A 22,729-nucleotide genomic window follows, 5' to 3' on the forward strand; every position below is an offset into this window, starting at 1 on the left:
AAGAGAGTCATAAAAAAAACCTTTCTGTCATTCAGAAAGGTTTTAAATTTTTTTAGCCAATTTCAAGCATTCTTTGAATGGATGTTATTGCTTTTCTTGATATTTCTTCAGGAACTTTTACTTCATATTTTTCTTCCTGTAATGCTTCCAGTACCCCTTGAAGTTTTACCCTTTTCATAGAACCACAGATGGTTTTTGGATGAATAAGAATAAATTCTTTATCAGGATTTGCTTTCTGCAATTGGTGCAGGGTACCTAATTCCGTTGCAATAATAAACTGCTTTTTATTTGATTCAGCTGCATGTTTAATAATTCCAGCTGTAGAATAAAAGAATGCATTTGGCATGTTTAAAATTTCATCATCATTGGCACAATTGCTCTCTGGATGAATCAGGATATCTGCTTCTGGATATTGATTAGCCATATCAACAATCATATTGCTATTAATTCTTTCATGAACGCAACAATCACCATCCCACAAATCCATCTCAATTCCGGTTTTCTTTATAATGTAAGCACCAAGGTTCTTATCAGGAGTAAAGAAGATTTTTTTGTCTTTTCCTAAGTGTTCTACTACCTGAATTGCATTAGATGAGGTACAGCAATAATCGGTTTCAGCCTTTACTTCAGCAGTTGTGTTTACATATGAAACGACCAATCCGTTAGGGTTTTTGGCTTTCCAATCTTGAATGTCTTTACCAGTAATGCTTTCAGCAAGTGAGCATCCACACTTTTGAGCTGGAATTAGAACTTTCTTATTGGGAGATATTACAGAAGCTGTTTCTGCCATAAAATGTACTCCGCAAAATACAATAATATCGGCTGTAGTATTTCCTGCCTCACGGGCCAAGCCCAATGAATCACCAATATAATCTGCTATATCTTGTACTTCAGGATGTGTATAATAATGAGCAAGAACAATTGCATTCTTTGCCTTTTTCAACTCCTCTATCTGTCTTATAATTTCTTTATTTTCCATTTTAGGAAACTTCTTTCTAATTAAACTATAGAATAATATTTTGACTGATATCCAGTGCTTTCACGGAGTGTGTCAGTGCTCCAATAGATATAAAATCTACACCTGTTTCAGCAACACCTTTTAATCTTTCCAAATTCATATTTCCAGAAGCTTCTGTTTTGGCCTTACCATTTACAAGTTGTACGGCTTCTGTCATGGCTTCATTGCTCATATTGTCGAGCATGATAATGTCAGCACCTGCACTTAAAGCTTCTTGTACCTCCTCAATATTGGTAGTTTCTACTTCTACTTTAATATGATTTGGTATTGACTTTCTAATTTGTTCAACCGCAGGAGCAATTCCTCCAGCAACTTTAATATGATTGTCTTTGATCATTACCAAATCGTACAATCCGATTCTGTGATTGGTTCCACCACCTGTTTTTACAGAATATTTGTCTAAGGTTCGAAGTCCTGGTACCGTTTTTCGAGTATCTAAAATCTGTACATTGGTGTGCTTTACTTCGGCAACGTACTTTGCTGTTTCGCTAGCAATGCCCGACATTCTTTGCATCAAGTTCAGAGCTAATCTTTCACCTGTAAGCAATGCTCTAAAACTTCCTTGCATCTCAACAATCATCTGTCCTTTTTCAATGGTATCACCATCTTTTACCAATGGTTTCCAAATTAAGTTTGGATCTAATTTTTTGAAAACTTTTTCAGCGATTGGTAATCCTGCAATTACCCCATCTGCTTTTGCAGTCATACTTGCCTTTGCAACCGAATTCTCGGGTATCAAGTTATTGGTTGTGATATCGCCATCGCCAATATCTTCGCGAAAAGCATGTTCGATTATATATTCTAATTCCTGAATATTCAATCCTGTTTCTTCCATTTGAATGAAATGATATTATTCTGATTTTATTTCTACTGGCACAAAAGTAAGCTCTTTATTTAATTGTTGCACCGAGTGAGCAAGAAAGTCTTCATTTTCGGTATTAAAATCTTCACGATAATGACCTCCACGACTTTCTTTACGAGCCAAAGCAGCAGTTGTGACTAAAGAACAAACACTGATAAGATTTTGCATACGAATGCTGTAATATTCATTAGTTTTAAATGGGAATGTAGATTTTATTTCATCTAGTAAATTTAAAACTTCTTGTAAATGTTGAGCTGTCCTAACGATTCCCACCTTAGTATTCATAGCTATGGCTATTGCATTAACATGGTTTAAAAACAAATCAGATAAGTCATCATTAACAGATATACCTATTTGATTTGAATTTGATGGAGTAAAGTTCGTTTGTTTTTGAGCGTGTTGAATGGCTCGTTTTCCAAAAACCAAACATTCCAAAAGCGAATTTGATGCCAATCGGTTGGCACCCATTACTCCTGTAGATGCTAATTCCCCACAGGCATAAAGATTATTAATATTAGTTTTTCCGTTATTATCGGTTTTAACTCCACCAACCGTATAATGCGCTGCGGGAGCAATTGGAATTTTATCTAAAAAGTCAGCTCCTGATTCTTTACATTTTGCATATATCGAAGGGAATCGCTTCTTCAGTTTTTCACCATTTAAGTGTTTTAAACTAAGAGTTACATAATTATCTCCAAACTTCTGCATTTCATTAAAAATGGAACGTGCTACGATATCGCGGGGAGCAAGTTCTGCCAATTCATGAATCTTAGACATAAATCGTTCTCCTTTAGAATTTAATAAATGAGCACCTTCCCCTCTAACAGCTTCGCTAATTAAAAAAGTATGGCCACCTTGAGAATAAAACGAACTTGGATGAAACTGAATGAATTCCATATCAGTAATTTCTGCACCCGCATTATAAGCTAAAGCAATTCCATCTCCAACTGTAGTTTCCGGGTTGGTAGTACGCTGATATACTGCTGAAGCTCCTCCTAATGTTAATATGGTTGATTTTGCGTGAATGCAGAGATTAGAATTTTCATTTGGATTAAAACTTTTCGCCCCAAAACATTGTTGCTCTTCAACCAAAAGTTCATAAACCATTTGGTTTTCAAAGATTTTAATCGAAGAAGTGTTTAAAACTTTCTGGATCAGAAACTTTACTAATTCTTTTCCAGTAGAATCTCCACCTGCATGCAATACTCTTCTTCTGTGATGCCCTCCTTCTAAAGCTAAAGACAGTTCACCATCTTCTGTATCGAACTGCATTCCAAGATCAATTAAATCCTTAATTCGTTCCGGACCTTCATTCACCAATATATCAACAGGGGTATAATCACACAAACCTCTCCCTGCGGTAAGCGTATCCTGTAAATGCAATTGAGGATAATCGTTAGAATTGGTTACGGCAGCTATACCTCCTTGAGCATAGTATGAATTACTAACATCTATTTTTGATTTGGTTACTATCGCAACAGAGCCATATTGTGAGGCTTCGAATGCTGAATACAATCCTGCAAGTCCACTTCCGATTACTAAGAAATCGAATTGTTTGTGTAACATTTTAGAAAAATCTTGGTTCGTGCGAAAATAGCTATTTTCCTGCTATCAGTTATAAAATTGGAGAAAAAATACTGCGAGAATATTAATTCTAGTTGAATTTCAGAAAAAAAGGTGACAATATTGCCACCTTTATTCTAACCTATATTGGTAATTAATTCAGTTCGGAAAGCAAACTGCGAACTTTAGATACCGAATCTACCTTATACTTGGCGGCAGTGTGTTTTAAGCCTACTTTAATGGTAACGGATGATTCGGGTAATTCTCTAAACATGTATTCATCTGTCCAATCATCGCCAATAGCCAAAACAAAGTCAAAGTTCTGATTTTGTAGGAACTGTAGAGATGCCATTCCCTTATTTATCCCACCACTTTTCACTTCAATAACTTTGTTGCCTTCTAATATTTCAAGATTGTGATTAGCAATCATAGTTGTTAATTCATCTTTCAGCTCATTAGCTCTAAGTTCACCTTGTTCAGGTTCAGCTTTTCTAAAATGCCATACCAACGAATAATTTTTCTCCTCAATAAAAGAACCAGGAGTTCGATCAACAAAAGTTTCAAGAATAGGACGAATACTAGGTTTCCAGGTATCATTGGCATTGGCGAGCATTTTCCAATCCTTACCATGTTTTTTTATCCACACACCATGTTCAACAATCAAATTGATGTTGTGTCCTGCGAACCAAGATTCCAAACTTTCTCTATCGCGTCCGCTAATAATCGTGATTACATTTTTAGGATCTTCTTCTAGCTTATACAGAATGTTGTGTAATTCTTCATCAGGTTTTGCATCGTTAGGATTTTTCTTGAATCCGGTTAATGTTCCATCGTAGTCAAGGAAAATAGATCTTTTTTTCGCATCTGCGTATTCAGTTTTAATGCTCTCTAAAATGGAAGAGCTTACCTTTTTTGCATATATTGAACTTTGCAGTTTCTCAACTTTTCGTAACGATTTTACAAATTCAGATGACCATTTGAAAACATCATAACGCTTGATTCTGTCTTGCAAATAAATCATTCGTTCACGCTGTTCATCAAGAGGCATGGTTAAAGCCTGATATATACTTTGAGCAATTTCGCCTGTATTGTTCGGGTTGATTATTAGAGCTTCTCCCATTTCTTTGGACACGCCCGCCATTTCACTCAAAATAATAACTCCTGTTCTGTTTGTTCTGGATGCCACATATTCCTTGGCTACCAAATTCATTCCATCCCTTACAGGAGTAACCAGTGCTACATCACAAGAGCTATAAAGCTCAATAAGATTTTCGAATGGCATAGAGCGATAAAAATACCAAACAGGCGTATAATTAATACTACCAAATCTACCATTTACATTGCCCACCAATTCGTCAACCTCACGTTTTAGGTTGATGTAATGTTCTACAGTACCTCTGGAAGGTACAGCCAACATGATTAAAGTTACTTTTCCAATAAACTCTGGATACTCTTCCAAAAATTTAGCAAATGCCTGCAGGCGATTGGGAATTCCTTTCGAATAATCCAGTCGATCAATTGACAAAATCAGCTTTCTGTCCGGAGAAACAAGGAAATATTTCTCTAGTTCGCGATGTAGTTTCGATTTTTCCTGTAATGGTTTTTGAAAAGTTTGAGTGGCAGCATCTCTAAATTTGTCATAGTCGATTCCCATTGGAAAAGAATCAACAATGATGATTCTATCTTCAATATGAATTTCATTAAAAGATATTTCATAACCCATTAGCCTTCGAACGCTGCTAAAAAAGTGTCTTTGATAATCGAATGTGTGAAAACCAATTAAATCGGCCCCCAGCATTCCATGAATCAATTCTTTTCGCCACGGAAGAATTCTGAATACTTCGAAAGATGGGAACGGAATATGCAAAAAGAATCCGACTGTTACTCCTGGCTTTTTCGACTTAATCATTTCAGGAACCAAAAGAAGTTGGTAATCATGAATCCAAATGGTGTCCCCTTCTTCAAGAGTTTCAAGAGCTTTGTCTGCAAATTTCTGATTCACCTTTACAAATGCCTCCCAAAGCTTTGGATCATAATCGATGTATTGAGCAAAGTAGTGGAACAATGGCCAAATGGTACGGTTGCTAAAACCATCGTAGTATAAGTCTATTTCTTCTTTTGATAGGTGAACAGATATACAATCTTCTCCCTTAAGTTTTTCATCAATATTGGCCTTTAATTCATCGTTTAAATCATCATTTGGCAATCCCGGCCATCCAATCCACTTGCCATTATATTCTTTATATACCGATCTCATGCCAGTAGCCAGGCCACCTACGCTGGGTATGAGATCAATATTGTTGTTTTCTACGTTAATACTTACAGGAAGCCTATTGGAGACAATGTGAATTCTATTCATAAAATGTGGTTTTTATTTTGGTAGAAATGTTATTAATATTCGTGAAAAATCTCTATTTTCCGAATCATATCTAACACAAACAATTAAAATTTAACAATTACTTAATCTTGATATTATTTCTATGATATCAATTTTATTTCCTTAAGTATTTGATTGTTTGTGTGTTTTGTGTTGTTGTGGATTTGTCAATCTCAAATGAATAGACAAATCATATATTGTTAAGCTCTAAAATAGTGATTTTTTATGAAGAATTTAAATTATGGAGTAATTGGTAACTGTCGAAGTGCAGCTTTAATATCAGAAAAAGGATCATTGGATTGGGTTTGTTTGCCTCAATTCGACTCTTCATCGGCATTTGCTAAGATTTTGGATCAGGAGATAGGAGGGAGTTTTGAAATTATCCCAGAAAATTTGTTAGAAATAAAACAAGAATACAGATCTAAAACCAATATATTAAAAACAAGGTTTGAATGTGTAGATGGTGTATTTGAGGTGTTGGATTTTATGCCAAGATTTCTGACCGATAATAAAGAATATTACGCACCACCTGATGTGATACGTTTTTTTAGATTAGTATATGGAAAGCCAACTTTTAGACTAAAATATGATCCTAAATTGGATTATGCGCGAAATCACACGGAGAACATTATCTCTGAGGAAGGATTTATAAAATCTTTTACTACAAAAGGCAATTATGATTCGCTTTATCTGTATTCCAGTTTTAAGAATAAAGAGATACTGGATAGGGAATTGATTTGCTTAGAGAAAAATGAATTTTGCCTGATCAGTTATAATCAAAAACTTTTAGAGCAGGACATTGAACGCGTTTATTTAAAACTACAACGTACAAAAACCTATTGGCTGAACTGGAGTGAGAAAACAAAAATATTACCGGAATACAATGAACAGGTTACCAGAAGCGCATTGGTTTTAAAGTTGCTAAGTTATCAGAAAAGTGGGGCAGTATTGGCTGCTCTTACAACTTCGCTTCCGGAAACCATTGGAGAGATTCGGAATTGGGATTATCGCTTTTGCTGGATTCGTGACGGTTCCATGATGGTGAAAATATTAACTCAGCTAGGACATTATAATGTTGCCAAACGTTATTTAAATTTCATAATGGATATTATTCCTGAAAAAAATGAAAAGATTCAAATTATGTATGGCATTAATGGGGAAAAGAAACTCTCCGAATTTGAATTAGATCATTTATCAGGTTATGAGGGATCTAAGCCTGTTAGAGTTGGAAATGCGGCATACAAACAGAAGCAAAATGACATTTACGGTATTCTTTTGGATCTGATTCATCAGCATTTTGAAATGTTCGAAACATCGCTGGAGCATAGCGAGGAGTTGTGGACTATTGTAAGAAGCATTGTTAAGGTGGTTGAAGAAAACTGGAAAAAACCAGATAGAGGTATTTGGGAGATTCGAGGGAGAAGCCTGCATTTTACATTTAGCAAGGTAATGTGTTGGGTGGCTTTCGATCGTGCTGTTAAAATTGCCAGTTTATTGCAGCGAGATTATTATGTGACTAAATGGAAGGTGTTAAGACACTCGGTTAAAGATGATATTATGAAGAAAGCCTGGAGCGAAAAGAAACAGGCATTTACACAGTATTATGGATCAGAAGATATGGATGCTTCGGTTTTATTAATGGAAACCTATGGATTTATTGATGCCAAGGATGAGAAGTTTAAGTCTACCGTTTTGACCATTCAAAAAGAGTTGGAGCATGATGGGTTAATGTATCGATATAAGAACCAGGATGATTTTGGAACACCTAAATCGGCTTTTACCATTTGTTCATTTTGGCTGATCAATAGTTTGTTTAAAATTGGTAAGAAAAAAGAAGCAAAGGAAAAATTCGAGAAACTTCTGTCTTATTCGAACCACTTAGGCTTATTTGCTGAAGACATTGATTTTGCGAGCAAACGCTTGTTAGGAAACTTTCCCCAGGCATATTCACATTTGGCTATTATAGAAACGGCTCTCAATTTTTCAAACTTTAAAGTTGATGATGAGGAGAATTTGCTTGATCAGTTGACAAGTTAGATAGAGTAATTTATAGAAAAACAGCATCTTGTCAGAGTAATGACTTGATGCTGTTTTGTTTTAAAATATTTAACTTTTTAGCAATGTAATTACCTCTTTTAAGGTTTTATTTTCATTTTCGAGTAATTCAAGTTTTCTTTTAATTTCATCCATTTCTTCATGAATATCCTTTATTTCTATACCTTTTTGTTTGGCCTGTATGCCTTGAATTTCTTTTTCAAGATGATTGGCAATTTCTTGAAAAAGATTCCACTTTAAGGCTTTGCAAATACTCCAAAGCCGATTTACCTGTAAGCTATCACGATATAGTTGTTGGTGTAATGAGCTTGATGTAAGATGGATGTCTTTGGCCAATGAAGAAACAGGGAGATGGGTTTCTTTTAAGTGCATACGAATCTTTCTTTGAACATCAAAGGGTACTTTATCTGGATTTTTAGACATTTTATTAAGAATTTGGATAATAGATTACTGAATACTACTAAAGTTAGGGAACTTTTGCTGTAAAATCAATATAAAAACATGTATAACAGATAAAAATATTTTATAATCACATAAAAATATAGGTATTATATTATAAAAATTAGGTTATAAAAATACAATTATATGTAAACAACCTAAAAGTATATTTGAAAAATCGCAATAAATAATTAAAAAACATATGAAGATTTGTAAATTGCATAAATATGAACGTGATTGATAGCATTTGTTCACATTTCCAGTCTGAATTATTTAGAGTGTAGATGACAGAAGGTAGATGACCATCAAATAAAAAGAGCCTGCCAAATGTCGACAAGCTCTTTGTTTATGGTTTGCTATTGGAAAAGTTTATTTTACCAATAGTTTTCCTTTATAGATTTTTTCACCTGATAGATTGATGATGTGTAAGCCAGGCTTCAACTGCTCCCTGTTTATGATGACATTGTTGTTGGTAATGTTCTCAATGATTCGAACAACCCTACCACTTGCATCTACCACAATCAATCGGTACTTCTGGTTGTTTTCATTCGGGAATTCCACTTTTGTTCTGTCCATCATTGGGTTTGGATAAATTAGTAGTTTGTCAACTTTTTTATCCGTTAGCATGTCGTCGATGGCAGTAGCACCAGCATCGTATCCCACAAGAGCTTTAATAGCCAACGAGGTATTTGGATTTCCAGAGAAGATATTGCTGTAAGCTGCCCAGTCGCCATCGTAATGCATGTAGGCAGTGTTTGCCCAGTCGCCAGATCCATCCAAAGGCAAGTGAGCCACTGCAAATGTATCAACAGGAGTTTCGTAGGACAACTCATATCCTACAAAGAATTCCTGATTAACTTTTACAGGGACATTCAATTCGATGGTGTTGAATTCACCAGCGGTTAACTCATCAAAACCAACTTCTTGACTGTATACCAATTCGCCTGGCGTTGCTGTTCCATTCCAAACCTTCAATGAGATCTTCGGATCAGAAGATTTCTTGATAAGCTTGGTTGGGAAGATGTGAACAGCTTTAATGGCATTCAAGTTCTCGTTATCAATATTGAATTTTTCAGCATACATATCGATTGGCAGGTTGGTATGTCCTGTTACATATCCATTGTTATCTCCTGTGAATACAAACTGAACCAGCTTGTCTTTGTCTTCATCTGCCACATTGTAAAGAAGACGATCAGAAGTATCATTCGGATCTACCACCTTAATGTATGCAGTTTTGGTCTCGGTATCTTCAAAAGTACCATCTCCTACTGTAAGGCTTACATCATAAGTTCCCACAGTGTTGTAGGTAACAACAGGCTTCTCATCGGTAGAGCTGTTTGGAGTAGCACCTGGGAAGCTCCAGTTTCTAGTAGTAATCGTACCTGTTGAGTTATCGGTAAAGGTAACTTGTGTTCCCACATCAACCTTGGTAGCACTTACTGTAAATTTTGCTTCAACAGATTTAACCACAATGGCCTTTTCAATGGTTTGGGTAGTTGCTCCCGCACCGTTTGTAGCGGTTAAGCTTACTCGGTACTCACCAGGTGTGTTGTAACGAATAGCCGCTGGAAATTCATCAGTTGAACTAGTCGTTTCTCCGCCTTCAAAAGTCCATTCCCAGCTTAGGTTGCCATCACCAATGCTTCGGTTCATGAAAGTTACAGATTCTCCGACCTGAATAGAATCTTTGGTCATTCCAATTAAAGCAATAGGAGCAGAGGCCGAATAATCAGCATCAGCAGTAAACACTCCATTACCATGGGTACCTGCAGCTATGAATCCGTCGCGGCGGGTTTTAATCATATCCACCACAGTGGTACCAATTCTGTTAACAGCTTCCTGAGTCCATTGAGTTGAAGCTCCGTTCAATACTGTTGTGCTGTATAATCCGGTACTGGTACCTGCATAGTAAGTTGTATCGGTAGGAGAAACCATAATAGCTACAGAACGAACCGAAGGTCCATTGCCTGAAAAGCTTCCCTCTTCAAGATTACCACTCACTTTTTCCCAGTTAGCACCACCATCATTGGTATAGAAAATACTTTCGATTCCATAGTTTGAAAAGCTAACCATTACCTCGTTCGCATTTCTAGGGTTGATGGAAATAGAACTCACAAACGGAGCTGATTTCCCTGAGACAGGGACTGGCATATTGCTGCCTGTGATATCGCTAACCTTAGCCGATTGTGAGTGTGAGTTTTCAATTTTATATACTTTCCCAGTTGATGTACCATAGTAAAGCACATGAGCAGGGTAAGTAGAGCTGGCCAAATAGGAAATCTTTCCCGTAGTCTGAGAAGCTTCTAATTTTTCCCAATTTGTTGTTGTTTTGCTATAGGTAAACTTGTCGATTCCGTAGATGTCTACATTTCTCCATACATATGATCCTCCTGCGTAATAAACGATCTCGCTGTTGTTGGCATCAACAATATAAGGATTGATGAACAGTTGTCCTTCTGCACCTTCCGGATCGATACGTGTCATGTAATAGGTATTGTTGTCGTAGATGTTATGTCTCAAGTAGGTTGTTCCGTTTTGAGAAGAGGTAAGCAGGCTGTTTCCATGATTGAAAAGACTACAGTAGCTACCATCACCAGAGCCTACAGGCTGCCAGTTGGTAGTAGGAGCTATGTCCTCGCCAAGCCATGAACCATTATCCTGGAAGCCTGAAACCAATACTTTACTACCTCTGGTATCTTCATCGATAGCAACAGTATAACACTGTGTAGTCAGGTAACTATTATTCAAGAAGGTCCAATCAACAGGAGTGCTATTGTCATCAGAAGTATTAGTGTCAGACTTTTTCTTAAAATTAGTGGTAATACTCAGTCCTCCATCGTGTCCACAAATCAGTGTACTATTGTCTTTGAATACCATTGAGTGTACATCCGGGTGATGATTAGGATATTGGTTCACATCGTTTTCTGTTGCATATCCTCCAATCCAATAGGTTTTAGATTTATCTTTTTCAGTATCACCGACACTAACCGGGTTGGCATTGGTTGCAAAACCGTCATCCGATCTGTGCAGGTTTGTTCCACCAATGAAAACCATATCTTCATTGTCTGGTGCAACCTTCACTACCATATTATATGATCCTTGAGAATTGTATCCGTCCACATCTCTGTCGCCACCTCCGTTAGTTGGTAAGTTTTGAGAGCGGTCAAACCAGCTTGCTGGCGTTGCTGCAGACGCATCGTAGCTTAATTTCCAAAAGCTGTGTCCATCTGACCCGTAACCAGGAGTATTGCCCAACACATAAATGATATCCTTGCTTACGTTACTTGGTGCATGGGCAAGCACAAGGCGGCTATACTCTGCTGGGAAATTGTCTGGGGTAATGTTTTGCCAGGTAGCACCAGCATCACTTCCTTTTCTTAAAATTCCATTGTTCTTATCGCCTGCAGAACTCATAGCTGCATATTTTACACCGGCAGGTGTACATAGAACATCCGTGTAAGCAGAATATTTTGAGTCAACCTTACTATGAAGATCTATAGACCAGGTTGCTCCTCCATCTTTAGAAACATGGATGGCCCCATAGGTTGCTACATAAACATCACCATTGGTTGGATCAATGCTGATATTCCAGCAAATATCGAACAGTTCATCAAAAGATGAAAAAGTATTGGATGTTGTACTTTCCAGAGGAGTCCATGTATCACCATTATCGGTAGATTTAAATAATCCATTTCCCGCATAAAATGATCCTGTACCACTGGCACTGTTTCCGGTATATTCACCAGTAGCATAATACCAGGTACTGGTGTGACCATCTCTTGGATCCTGAGCAATGGCAGTGATACTTGGATGATCGTCCAAAGGAGTAACTCTTTTCCAGCTTACACCATTATTGGTAGATTTCCATAGTCCACCGGAAACACCACCTGCAAGGATTGTATTTGGATTAGACTTATCAATGGCAAGTGCTCTGGTACGTCCACCTACATTTCTTGGGCCACTGTGAGTGAAAGCCAATCCACCTGCTTTTAATCTGCTTTGCAAGCCAGATGCAGAAGAAAGTATATATTGCATCTCAAGATTTCGTATGTTCAGAGGAAGTTTTCCTGTGCTTGGATCTACTAGTCTTTGCAATTCGTAATTAACTCTTGCATTTGGATCATCGGCATGCTTTGGACCACCAGTTGCTTTATCTGCAATTTTCGATAGTTTTCTTACATTAAGGGTAGGGTTTGTAATTGTCTTGTACGTCTTTTCAGTGATGACAATATTTTTGACACCTACATTTGATTGTTTTTTCGCAGTAAGATTACGATTCTGACTTATTGTGGAAAATACAGTCGTGAATATTAATATGAGAGTTATTAAATATTTCATTGTTCTATTTTTTATCTGTAAAGATGATATCATGATATTCTTTTTGAGAGTAAAGAATTCAGATATCGTAACAGGTGATTGTCTTATTTGATTTTAACCAGTTTAAAGTAGGTTGTGTTGTTCATTTCCTTAACAATAGAAATACAACAATTTAATTTCTTTGAAGTGTCTATCTTCTCCTTTTGAGATTTGTTAATTTCAATCTTTAAAGATTGACCGACATTTATAATTTCAGAGAATCCGGATCCGTAGCCATGAACCACTTCTACATTTCCCATTAGCCAAAGGGATTTTTTTTCAGAAATGATCTTTGTGTTTTTCATTACAATAGAACAAGTTCCAACATCAAATTGTTTTTCGCTAGGTGCATCATTTGATATTTGGATTTTCTTCTCAGGAGGGCTGGTTTCACTTGCTTTTTTGGGCAAGGCACACCCAAAAGTAAGGGAAACAATAGCAATAATTGGTAAAATTTTTTTCATATTATTTGTGATTTTAGTTAGCAGAGCCCAAGTTATGAAAAAAATATTACGATCTATGATTTACATATAAAAAATTTCATGATGAAATGAGAATCACAGATATCTATGAGAAATTTCGTTATCGTAGGATTTTGTAAATGCGGAATTAGAATTACATGATCAGTTTTAATTCTACATACTAATTGGGGGATTAGTTTTTGAATTGTAAAAGCTTTTCTACTTTTCAAGATTTTCAGAAAAAAAAGCCTCTGCATTTGCAGAGGCTTTTAAGAATATTTTAAATGAGATTATTTATTTTCAATAATCCAGTTTTTAGCATTTACAAAAGCTTCAACCCATGGAGTCAATTCGTCTTCTATGCGATTTTCATTATAATATGCCCAGTTCCAAGGATAAGTTGCACGCTCCAAGTGAGGCATCATCGCTAAATGACGACCATCTTTCGATGAAATTGCAGCAGTTGCAAATGGAGATCCGTTTGGATTAGCAGGATACTGATCGTAAGCATACTTCATTGGAATATTGTACTCTTCTTCTCCGTATGGAAGATCGAATTTTCCTTCTCCGTGAGCCACCCAAATACCCATCTTGCTTCCTGATAAGCTAGAAAGCATCACAGAGTTGTTTTCAGGGATTTTAACGCTAACAAATCCAGATTCGAATTTGTGAGAGTTGTTATGAAGTAGTTTAGGATGTTTTGCGTGCTCTGGATAGATCAAGCCTAACTCAGAAATTAACTGACAACCGTTACATACACCTAAACTTAGTGTATCAGGTCTGCTGTAGAAGTTGTCCAATGCAGCTTTTGCTTTCTCATTGTAAAGGAATGCTCCGGCCCAACCTTTTGCCGATCCAAGAACATCTGAGTTGGAAAAACCACCAACGAAAACAATCATGTTAACATCGCTCAGATCTTCACGACCAGAGATCAGATCTGTCATGTGAATATCTTTCACATCCATACCGGCCAAGTGCATTATCCAAGCCATTTCTCGATCGCCATTTACACCCTTTTCACGAATGATAGCTGCTTTTACACCTGACATGTCTTTTCTCTTAGGATCGATTCCGTATTGTGAGAATTTACCGGTAAAGTTCTCAGGGAACTTGTAGGTTAACTCATTCTTTTTGTAGCTTTCGAATCTTTCCAAAGCCAATTCTTTACCAGACTGGTTTCTATCTAACAGATAAGAAGTCTTGTACCAAAGGTCACGAAGGCTTGCAATATCTAAATTAAATGATTGTTCATCTTTAGCAAGCTTAAGGATTCCAGCCTCAGCAGGAGAACCAATTACGTGGAAACGTAGTCCTTTATCAGCTAAAGCTTTGCTTACAGCATCTTTCTCTTTTACTTGGAAAATAACACCTGGATTCTCGCTGAAAAGTACTTTAATTAAGTCTTTCTCTTGAATAGAGCTTAAATCGATGTTTGCACCAAGCTTGTTATCAGCAAAACACATTTCTAATAGAGCAGTAATCATACCACCAGCAGAAATATCGTGACCAGCCAATACTTTTCCGTCAAGGATTAATTGCTGTAGTGTTTCAAATGCTTTTACAAAGTAATCAGCATCGGTAACATCAGGAGTTTGTTTACCCAATTTGTTAACGATCTGAGCAAAACTACTACCTCCCAATTGGAAGTTATCTTTAGAGAAATCAAGGTAAACCAAGTGAGAATCTTGATCATTTTTCATTACTGGAGAAATCATTTTATTGATATCGATGATTTCACCAACAGTAGAAATGATAACGGTTCCAGGAGAGTAAACAACATCGTCTTTTCCATATTTTTGAGTCATGGAAAGCGAGTCTTTACCAGTTGGAATGTTGATTCCTAATTTAATTGCAAAATCGCTGATTGATTCAACTGCATTGTACAAACGCGCATCTTCTCCAGGATTTTTACAAGGCCACATCCAGTTTGCTGAAAGCGAAATACCTTTCAAACCTTTCTCAATTGGTGCCCATACCATGTTGGTTAACGATTCAGCAACCGACAAACGGCTACCATTTTTAGAATCAACCAAAGCAGCTACAGGAGTGTGTCCGATAGAGGTAGCAATACCTTTTTCACCTTGGAAATCGATAGCTACAGCACCAAGGTTGTTTAGTGGTAATTGCAGAGGACCAGCACATTGCTGCATTGCAATTTTACCTGTTACCGAACGGTCAACTTTGTTGGTTAACCAGTCTTTACAAGCTACTGCCTCTAACTGAAGAACATCTTCAAGATACTCTTCGAACTTATTAATATCGTATGAAACAGCTGCGAATCCTTCGTTTACAGTTTCATCTTTCATGATTGTTTTTGGTGGCTTACCAAACATTTCAGAAAGTGCAAGATCAATAGGATTCTTACCTGTTTTCTTATCTTCAAAAGTAAATCTCATATCACCAGTTGTTTCACCAATCTGATAGATAGGAGCACGCTCTCTTTCGGCAATTTTAGTCAAAAGCTCAACATCCTTTTCTTTCATTACCAATCCCATTCTTTCTTGCGATTCGTTTCCTACGATTTCTTTTGCAGATAGAGTAGGATCACCCACAGGAAGAGCGTTCAAGTCGATTTTTCCACCAGTTTCTTCAACCAATTCCGAAAGACAGTTCAAGTGTCCACCTGCACCGTGGTCGTGGATAGAGATGATTGGGTTCTCGTCAGCTTCGGCCATAGCACGAATTGCATTGCAAACTCTCTTCTGCATCTCAGGATTAGAACGCTGAACAGCATTTAATTCGATTGAATTGTCGAATTCTCCGGTAGCAACCGATGAAACGGCTCCGCCGCCCATTCCTATGCGGTAGTTATCTCCACCAAGAAGAACAACTTTATCACCTTTCTGCGGAACATCTTTTTGTGCTTGTTCTAAACGACCATATCCGATACCTCCGGCTTGCATGATTACTTTGTCGTAACCATATTTCTTGTTGTTTTCGAAGTGCTCGAAGGTAAGAACCGAACCAACAATTAGGGGCTGTCCAAATTTGTTTCCGAAGTCAGAAGCACCATTTGATGCTTTGATTAATATCTCTTCAGGAGTTTGATACAACCACTTTCTTGCTTCAGTTGCATTTTCCCACTTACGTGATGCTTCTAATCTTGGATAAGAAGTCATATAAACTGCCGTACCTGCCATTGGAATAGCAGCTTTACCGCCAGCAATTCTGTCACGAATTTCACCTCCGGTGCCAGTTGCAGCACCATTAAATGGTTCTACTGTAGTAGGGAAATTGTGAGTTTCCGCCTTAAGCGAAATTACTGTATCGATGTCTTTTGTATAGAAAAAGTCTGCTTTGTCGTGAGAATGTGGAGCAAATTGCTCAGCTTTAGGTCCTTCAAGGAAGGCACAATTGTCTTTGTATGCAGATATGATTCTATTGTGATTTTCTTTAGAGGTCTTTTTAATTAATTGGAATAATGAAGATTCTTTTTCTTCGCTATCGATTATAAAGGTACCATTAAAGATTTTATGACGACAGTGTTCTGAGTTTACTTGAGAGAATCCAAACACCTCAGAATCTGTTAATTTTCTGCCAATTTTTTCTGAAACATCATTCAAGTAAGAAATTTCCTCAGCGCTTAATGCTAAACCTTCTTGTTGATTGTATTCTTCAATATTATCAATGTAAACGATTGGATCAGGTTGCTTATCAATGGTATAAACTTCTTGGTTAAGTCCTTTATACATTGACTGAAGCATAGGATCAAAATCCGCTTTTTCGGAATCAACGAGTATGTATTGCTCTATTCTTAGCAAACCATCAATTCCCATGTTTTGAGTGATTTCTACAGCGTTTGTACTCCAAGGAGTAATCATTTCTTTTCTTGGACCCACAAAAATTCCATCAAGTGTGTCTTGATCTAATTTTTCTGCATTACCAAACAGCCATGATAGCTTGTCAAGATCTAATCCATTCAATTGGTTTGTTGTCTGGACAACAAAGTGCACTTCGTCTTTTTTGAAGAATAAAATCATCTTAAAGTCAACTTATAAATTTATAAAATTGGTTGAATGTTGTTTCAAAGTGCAAATATAAATAAAAGACTTGCATTATTGCCTTTATTTATCTGATGATTTAATTGAATCATCAAGAATAATTTTCTGCGTGGCAAGTAAATAAATCTTGTAGGAGTTCTCTTACAACAAATTGTTAAAACAGACCAAAAATTTTAGGCAATCTATTATGCCGTAGAGATATGTTTTGTAATAGTAAAATTTTTATCCGCTATTTTGAAAAAAACATTTTCCTTTGGAGTGCAATTCAAAAATGAGGTTTATTTCTGCAAAGGTTTTCGAAGAAAATGTATGAAATCGTTACCGTGATACTTGAATTCTAATGTTATTTTGTTGAAATTCAGCAAATAAAAAACTTTCTTGCAATGAATCAAGAACATGTTGAAAAACAACTTTATTAATGTTCAAGATCATTGACCAAAATTTTTTGATTAGATATTTTTGTCCAAAATAAATTTTTAAAAATTAACTAGTATGAAACCAACGCATATTGAACATATCGGTATCGCTGTAAAAAGCTTAGAAGAAGCAATTCCATTTTATGAAAAAGTATTGGGATTGGAGTGTTACGCAATTGAAGAAGTTGTTGATCAGAAGGTGAAGACTGCTTTTTTTAAAGTTGGAGACGTAAAAATCGAATTGTTGGAGTCTACAGATCCAGAAGGACCAATTGGAAAATTTGTAGAGAAAACTGGCGGTGGTATGCACCACTTGGCTTTTGCTGTTGAAGATGTACAAGAAGCGTTGAATGATGTTCAAGAAGCTGGATGTCAAGTGATCGATAAAGCTCCTCGTGGTGGTGCTGAAGGTTTGAAGATTGGATTTTTACATCCAAAATCAACCATGAGAGTATTGACTGAGCTTTGTGGTGACAAATAAAAACACATAATTACATAAAAACTCAATAATTATATATATAAATAACTCAATAAAGTTATGGCTAGTCAGGATAAGATTAAAAAACTAATTGATTTAAGAGCAGAGGCTAAGCTTGGTGGAGGTGAGAAAAGAATCGAATCTCAACACAAAAAAGGCAAGTATACAGCTCGCGAAAGAATCGACATGCTTCTTGATGAAGGAAGTTTTGAGGAGTTCGATATGTTCGTGACTCACCGTTGTACTAACTTTGGTATGGAAAAAACCAAATTCTTAGGGGATGGTGTTGTTACAGGACAAGGTACCATTGATGGACGATTGGTATTCGTATTCTCTCAGGATTTTACTGTGTTTGGAGGTTCTTTGTCTGAAACTTTTGCACAGAAGATTTGTAAGATCATGGATATGGCAATGAAAATGGGTGCACCAGTTATCGGTTTGAACGATTCAGGTGGAGCTCGTATCCAGGAAGGTGTAACTGCTTTGGCAGGATACGCTGAAATCTTCGAAAGAAACATTCTTGCTTCTGGTGTTATTCCACAGATTTCTGCAATTTTCGGTCCATGTGCGGGTGGTGCTGTATATTCTCCAGCATTGACAGATTTCATCATGATGACTGAAGAGAAATCGTACATGTTCGTTACCGGTCCTAAGGTTGTAAAAACTGTAACAGGTGAAGATATCTCTGTTGAGGATCTTGGTGGTGCGAAAATGCATGCTTCTAAATCAGGTGTTTCTCATTTCATGTTGGAAGATGAGGAAGAAGGTATTGCTATTATTCGTAAGTTATTATCTTACATGCCTTCAAACAACTTGGAAGAAGCTCCTATCGTTGCGTGTGCTGACCCAATCGATAGAATGGAAGATGTTCTTAATGATATTATTCCTGATAATCCAAACATGCCTTACGATATGAAGGATGTTATTTATGCAATTGCTGACGATGCAGAATTCTTGGAAGTTCACCGTCACTATGCTAAGAATATCATCGTTGGTTTTACTCGTATGGGCGGAATGTCGGTAGGTGTGGTTGCTAACCAACCAAACTTCCTTGCTGGTGTTCTTGATATTGAATCATCTAGAAAAGCGGCTAGATTTATCCGTTTCTGTGACTGTTTCAATATTCCAATTTTAACATTGGTTGATGTTCCTGGATTCCTACCTGGATCAGGACAAGAATTCGGTGGTATCATTACTCACGGTGCGAAATTAATGTTCGCTTACGGTGAAGCTACTGTACCAAAAGTAACTATTACTCTTAGAAAATCTTACGGTGGTGCTCACGATGTAATGTCTTCTAAGCAACTTCGTGGAGATTTGAACTACGCTTGGCCAACTGCTGAAATCGCAGTGATGGGTGCTAAAGGAGCTATCGAAGTTCTTCATGGAAGAAAGCTTGCTGAACTAAGCGATGATGAAAAAGTGAAGTTCATTGGAGAGAAAGAAACTGAGTACAATGAGGCATTTGCTAATCCTTACAATGCAGCTTCTTACGGTTATATTGATGATGTAATTGAACCAAGAAATACACGATTCCGAGTGATTCGCGCATTCCAGTCGCTTCAGACTAAGAAGTTGGTGAATCCTCCTAAGAAGCACTCTAATATTCCATTGTAAAAAACAGGACTATGATGATGAATTTATTATCTATAGGAAGTCAAGGAGGTTGGACAGTAGCACTTGTTGGTTATACAATTGTATTTGTTGCGTTAATACTTTTGGTTATTGTTTTCACCAATTTGCCTAAACTGTTACAGCTTAATTTGAGAAAGAAGCTTGTAAAAGAAGGTAAGCCTTGCGCAGAAGTTGATGATTTAAGTGTTGAAGGAAACGTGAATGCAGCCATCGCTATGGCTTTACACATGCACTTCAATCAGTTGCACGATGAAGAGAGCAATATCATCACAATTAAAAAAGTTACTAAGAATTATTCTCCATGGAGTTCTAAGATTTATGGAGTAAATAATCAACCGAGATAAAAAAATGAAAAAGTTCAAATTTACAATAAGAGGGCAGGAATACGATGTTGAAATCAAGGATTTTGAAGGATCGAATGCCAAAATAGAAGTGAACGGAACTAGTTATGATGTAGATGTACACATTGCAGAAAAAACAACTAAAACACCTACACTAGTTCGTAAGCCTGTTGTAAACAAACCAGGCGAAGGAAAAATTCAAAAAGGTGGTGCTGGTGCAACTACTGTTAAGGCTCCACTTCCAGGTAGCATTATTAAAATCAACGTTGCTGTTGGTGATACCATTAACCCAGGTGATACGGTGTTGGTTATGGAAGCAATGAAGATGGAAAATAATGTTATGGCTGAAAAAGGAGGTACTGTTAAAGCCATTAAGGTTGCAGTAGGTGACAGCGTGCTTCAGGACGATGTTCTTGTTGAAATTGCATAACATTTTTGAATTTAAAGTCAAAGAACTGACACAATGAGAAAACTTTATACATTGGTATTCTCGATGATTTTGATAATGGGGTTTGCAATAAACTCTATTGCTCAGGATCAAGGGGATGCAACAGCTAAACTAACAAGCGGAAAATGGGTAAACCATGCGGATGGTTACATCCCAAATCCAATTGGAGAATCGAATACAACGGTAAAACGTTACAAAACTATCGAGTTCAAAAAGGATAATACCTTTACAATGGACTCTATTAAGCAAAGGTTTACGGGTCGTTGGGTACTAAATGGTACTAACTTAACAATGACTTTTAACCCTAAAGAAGTTACTCACTTGCAAAAGAATACTGACCCTAACTCGGGTTCAAATGCATACGTAACTACTACAGAGACTCTACATATTGGCAAGCGTGTTGCTAAGATGGAAGGTGATTTATTGAATTTTGGAAATCCAGTGTTGGACAGCGAGCACAACTCAAGCGCAGTAATTGGATTGAAGAACTTTTATGAATTTACTGGATTTGCAAACGTTACTGGTGGTCACCTTTTGATGGTGTTGATCGGTTTGCTTTTCATCTTCTTGGCAATTAGATATGATTATGAGCCATTACTATTAATCCCTATTGGTACAGGTATTATTATTGGTAATATTCCAATGTTTCAGGCGGTAGACTTCAACTTGAAGTTAGGTATCTACGAGCCAGGTTCAGTAATGAATATTCTGTATTCCGGGGTTGTTAATGGATGGTATCCACCATTGATTTTCTTGGGAATTGGTGCCATGACAGACTTTTCATCATTAATCTCGAATCCAAGATTGATGATATTAGGAGCTGCAGCTCAGGTTGGTATTTTTGCTACTTTCCTTGGTGCATTAGCCCTAGGTTTTGCTCCACCTGAAGCAGGTGCAATTGGTATCATTGGTGGTGCTGATGGTCCAACAGCTATCTTCCTTTCGTCGAAATTGGCAAACGGTATGAACGTAATGGCCAATGGTGAAACAGTGAAAAACCTGATCGGTCCTATCGCAATTGCTGCTTATTCTTATATGGCATTGGTTCCTGTAATTCAGCCTCCAATCATCAACTTACTTACAACTAAGAAGGAAAGAAAGATTAAGATGAAGCCACCACGTGCGGTAACTCGTCTTGAGAAGATTATCTTCCCTCTTGTAGGATTGTTGCTGACTGCATATATTTCACCAACAGCACTACCTCTATTGGGTATGTTGTTCTTTGGTAACTTGTTAAAAGAATCAACTGTTACAAACCGTTTGGCAGATACTGCTAGTAATGCATTGATCAACACCATTACAATCTTGTTGGGTGTTACTGTAGGTGCTTCTACTCAGGCTGACGTGTTCTTAACTGCTGACTCTATCATGATTTTTGGTCTTGGTGCTGCTTCATTTATCGTAGCAACTGCCGGTGGTGTAATTTTTGCTAAAATCATGAACTGGTTCTCGCCAAAAGATCGTCCAATCAATCCAATGATTGGTGCTGCAGGTGTATCAGCTGTACCAGATAGTGCTCGTGTAGTTCAAAATATGGGATTACAAAACGATCCAACAAATCACCTTTTAATGCATGCTATGGCTCCTAACGTATCTGGGGTAATTGGTTCTGCTGTGGGTGCTGGTATTTTATTAAGCTTCTTAATGTAGCCAAATATCTATAGTTAATATATTAAAAGGACTGTTGAGTAATCGACAGTCCTTTTTTGTTTCCATTGGATCTGTAATGATTTCCATTGGGGTTTTAATCAACCCATCGCATTTGAAATAGCTCCCATCGGGTTTGGAACCCGCTCATCGGAAAAGTAATCAAACATCTAGGGGCTTTCAGAAGGTTTTGCCTTTTTAAATGTCCAATTTTTTTATATTGAAGGGATGTTATATATTTATAACAACTAATTATATCAGATGTTAAAATGGTTTTAATGGGAGAGGCGAGAATGATATTGTTTTTCGTTTCTCCTGTTTCCTTTTATAATATTGATTCTTGTAGGAGAATTTTTAGAAATAAAAAAAGCTTCGGTTATCGAAGCTTTATATTACCATAGTTTAAATCTGCTACCTTGTGTGTTTTCTTCTTTTTTAACAATTTTAGGAACTTCTTCGTCTAAAATGCTATTGATGTAAGACATACACTTTCCGCATCCTGTGTTGGCTCCTGTATATCGCCTAATTTCTTCAATTGTAGTGGCATTTTTATCGTGAATCGCTCTATTTATTGTTGTTCTGTCTACCATTTGACAGTTGCAAACTATGTCTCTCATGTTAATCTCAATTTAT

Annotated in this window: 15 protein-coding genes; 6 read left to right on the plus strand and 9 right to left on the minus strand. The window is 36.9% G+C overall.

Annotation, left to right across the window (positions count from 1 at the left end; genetic code table 11):
* Positions 1 to 52 precede the first annotated feature (52 nt).
* From nadA to ACKPCA_RS01045, 4 genes are all read right to left on the minus strand, one after another.
* Positions 53 to 979: a quinolinate synthase NadA gene (gene nadA / locus ACKPCA_RS01030; protein ID WP_054721447.1), complete on the minus strand. Its 927-nt coding sequence runs from the start codon at positions 977 to 979 to the stop codon at positions 53 to 55.
* 25 nt (positions 980 to 1,004) lie between these two features.
* Positions 1,005 to 1,853 carry a carboxylating nicotinate-nucleotide diphosphorylase gene (nadC, locus tag ACKPCA_RS01035; protein WP_321280848.1) on the minus strand — a complete coding sequence of 283 codons (849 nt, stop codon included), beginning with the start codon at positions 1,851 to 1,853 and terminating at the stop codon, positions 1,005 to 1,007.
* A gap of 15 nt (positions 1,854 to 1,868) precedes the next feature.
* Positions 1,869 to 3,446, minus strand: a complete 1,578-nt coding sequence (gene nadB / locus ACKPCA_RS01040) for an L-aspartate oxidase (RefSeq protein ID WP_321280850.1) — start codon at positions 3,444 to 3,446, stop codon at positions 1,869 to 1,871.
* Positions 3,447 to 3,597: 151 nt separating this feature from the next.
* Positions 3,598 to 5,802 (minus strand): bifunctional alpha,alpha-trehalose-phosphate synthase (UDP-forming)/trehalose-phosphatase, encoded by a 2,205-nt coding sequence (locus tag ACKPCA_RS01045; RefSeq protein ID WP_321280852.1) that lies wholly within the window; start codon positions 5,800 to 5,802, stop codon positions 3,598 to 3,600.
* A gap of 243 nt (positions 5,803 to 6,045) precedes the next feature.
* On the opposite strand from ACKPCA_RS01045, the gene ACKPCA_RS01050 reads away from it, so the two are divergent.
* Entirely contained in the window at positions 6,046 to 7,857 is a 1,812-nt protein-coding gene (locus tag ACKPCA_RS01050) for a glycoside hydrolase family 15 protein (protein WP_321280854.1), read from the plus strand.
* A gap of 69 nt (positions 7,858 to 7,926) precedes the next feature.
* Here the strand turns inward: ACKPCA_RS01050 and ACKPCA_RS01055 are convergent, their stop codons facing one another.
* The 4 genes from ACKPCA_RS01055 to purL form a co-directional block, all read right to left on the minus strand.
* Positions 7,927 to 8,298 carry a hypothetical protein gene (locus ACKPCA_RS01055; RefSeq protein ID WP_321280856.1) on the minus strand — a complete coding sequence of 124 codons (372 nt, stop codon included), beginning with the start codon at positions 8,296 to 8,298 and terminating at the stop codon, positions 7,927 to 7,929.
* A 384-nt stretch (positions 8,299 to 8,682) separates the two neighbouring features.
* Entirely contained in the window at positions 8,683 to 12,651 is a 3,969-nt protein-coding gene (locus ACKPCA_RS01060; RefSeq protein WP_321280857.1) for a PKD domain-containing protein, read from the minus strand.
* A gap of 83 nt (positions 12,652 to 12,734) precedes the next feature.
* Positions 12,735 to 13,133: a type 2 periplasmic-binding domain-containing protein gene (locus ACKPCA_RS01065; RefSeq protein ID WP_321280859.1), complete on the minus strand. Its 399-nt coding sequence runs from the start codon at positions 13,131 to 13,133 to the stop codon at positions 12,735 to 12,737.
* Positions 13,134 to 13,420: 287 nt separating this feature from the next.
* Entirely contained in the window at positions 13,421 to 17,110 is a 3,690-nt protein-coding gene (purL, locus tag ACKPCA_RS01070) for a phosphoribosylformylglycinamidine synthase (protein ID WP_321280861.1), read from the minus strand.
* A 513-nt stretch (positions 17,111 to 17,623) separates the two neighbouring features.
* Here purL and mce point away from each other — a divergent pair.
* Genes mce through ACKPCA_RS01095 form a run of 5 tightly spaced genes read left to right on the plus strand, consistent with a single transcriptional unit; the run spans position 17,624 to position 22,099 of the window.
* Positions 17,624 to 18,028, plus strand: a complete 405-nt coding sequence (gene mce / locus ACKPCA_RS01075; RefSeq protein ID WP_054721465.1) for a methylmalonyl-CoA epimerase — start codon at positions 17,624 to 17,626, stop codon at positions 18,026 to 18,028.
* A gap of 57 nt (positions 18,029 to 18,085) precedes the next feature.
* A complete protein-coding gene (locus ACKPCA_RS01080) occupies positions 18,086 to 19,642 on the plus strand; it encodes an acyl-CoA carboxylase subunit beta (protein ID WP_054722856.1) in 1,557 nt (518 codons plus the stop codon).
* Between the two features lie 11 nt (positions 19,643 to 19,653).
* Positions 19,654 to 20,004, plus strand: a complete 351-nt coding sequence (locus ACKPCA_RS01085; RefSeq protein ID WP_321280864.1) for an OadG family protein — start codon at positions 19,654 to 19,656, stop codon at positions 20,002 to 20,004.
* 4 nt (positions 20,005 to 20,008) lie between these two features.
* Positions 20,009 to 20,431, plus strand: coding sequence for a biotin/lipoyl-containing protein (locus tag ACKPCA_RS01090; RefSeq protein WP_054722858.1), 423 nt, complete (start codon positions 20,009 to 20,011; stop codon positions 20,429 to 20,431).
* Positions 20,432 to 20,464: 33 nt separating this feature from the next.
* The gene (locus ACKPCA_RS01095; protein WP_321280867.1) at positions 20,465 to 22,099 is read left to right on the plus strand and encodes a sodium ion-translocating decarboxylase subunit beta; all 1,635 of its coding nucleotides are present in this window, start codon (positions 20,465 to 20,467) and stop codon (positions 22,097 to 22,099) included.
* 389 nt (positions 22,100 to 22,488) lie between these two features.
* Here the strand turns inward: ACKPCA_RS01095 and ACKPCA_RS01100 are convergent, their stop codons facing one another.
* Positions 22,489 to 22,713 (minus strand): (2Fe-2S)-binding protein, encoded by a 225-nt coding sequence (locus tag ACKPCA_RS01100; protein ID WP_083464780.1) that lies wholly within the window; start codon positions 22,711 to 22,713, stop codon positions 22,489 to 22,491.
* Positions 22,714 to 22,729: the final 16 nt, after the last annotated feature.

Origin of the sequence: Marinifilum fragile (genome assembly GCF_963677365.1) — a bacterium.
In the GTDB taxonomy this organism is placed as follows: domain Bacteria; phylum Bacteroidota; class Bacteroidia; order Bacteroidales; family Marinifilaceae; genus Marinifilum; species Marinifilum fragile.

What these genes read in the sequence shown, in the direction of transcription:
- nadA (WP_054721447.1), bottom strand. Translation starts at nt 979, where the DNA reads ATGGAAAATAAAGAAATTATAAGACAGATAGAGGAGTTGAAAAAGGCA.
- nadC (WP_321280848.1), bottom strand. Translation starts at nt 1,853, where the DNA reads ATGGAAGAAACAGGATTGAATATTCAGGAATTAGAATATATAATCGAA.
- nadB (WP_321280850.1), bottom strand. Translation starts at nt 3,446, where the DNA reads ATGTTACACAAACAATTCGATTTCTTAGTAATCGGAAGTGGACTTGCA.
- ACKPCA_RS01045 (WP_321280852.1), bottom strand. Translation starts at nt 5,802, where the DNA reads ATGAATAGAATTCACATTGTCTCCAATAGGCTTCCTGTAAGTATTAAC.
- ACKPCA_RS01050 (WP_321280854.1), top strand. Translation starts at nt 6,046, where the DNA reads ATGAAGAATTTAAATTATGGAGTAATTGGTAACTGTCGAAGTGCAGCT.
- ACKPCA_RS01055 (WP_321280856.1), bottom strand. Translation starts at nt 8,298, where the DNA reads ATGTCTAAAAATCCAGATAAAGTACCCTTTGATGTTCAAAGAAAGATT.
- ACKPCA_RS01060 (WP_321280857.1), bottom strand. Translation starts at nt 12,651, where the DNA reads ATGAAATATTTAATAACTCTCATATTAATATTCACGACTGTATTTTCC.
- ACKPCA_RS01065 (WP_321280859.1), bottom strand. Translation starts at nt 13,133, where the DNA reads ATGAAAAAAATTTTACCAATTATTGCTATTGTTTCCCTTACTTTTGGG.
- purL (WP_321280861.1), bottom strand. Translation starts at nt 17,110, where the DNA reads ATGATTTTATTCTTCAAAAAAGACGAAGTGCACTTTGTTGTCCAGACA.
- mce (WP_054721465.1), top strand. Translation starts at nt 17,624, where the DNA reads ATGAAACCAACGCATATTGAACATATCGGTATCGCTGTAAAAAGCTTA.
- ACKPCA_RS01080 (WP_054722856.1), top strand. Translation starts at nt 18,086, where the DNA reads ATGGCTAGTCAGGATAAGATTAAAAAACTAATTGATTTAAGAGCAGAG.
- ACKPCA_RS01085 (WP_321280864.1), top strand. Translation starts at nt 19,654, where the DNA reads ATGATGATGAATTTATTATCTATAGGAAGTCAAGGAGGTTGGACAGTA.
- ACKPCA_RS01090 (WP_054722858.1), top strand. Translation starts at nt 20,009, where the DNA reads ATGAAAAAGTTCAAATTTACAATAAGAGGGCAGGAATACGATGTTGAA.
- ACKPCA_RS01095 (WP_321280867.1), top strand. Translation starts at nt 20,465, where the DNA reads ATGAGAAAACTTTATACATTGGTATTCTCGATGATTTTGATAATGGGG.
- ACKPCA_RS01100 (WP_083464780.1), bottom strand. Translation starts at nt 22,713, where the DNA reads ATGAGAGACATAGTTTGCAACTGTCAAATGGTAGACAGAACAACAATA.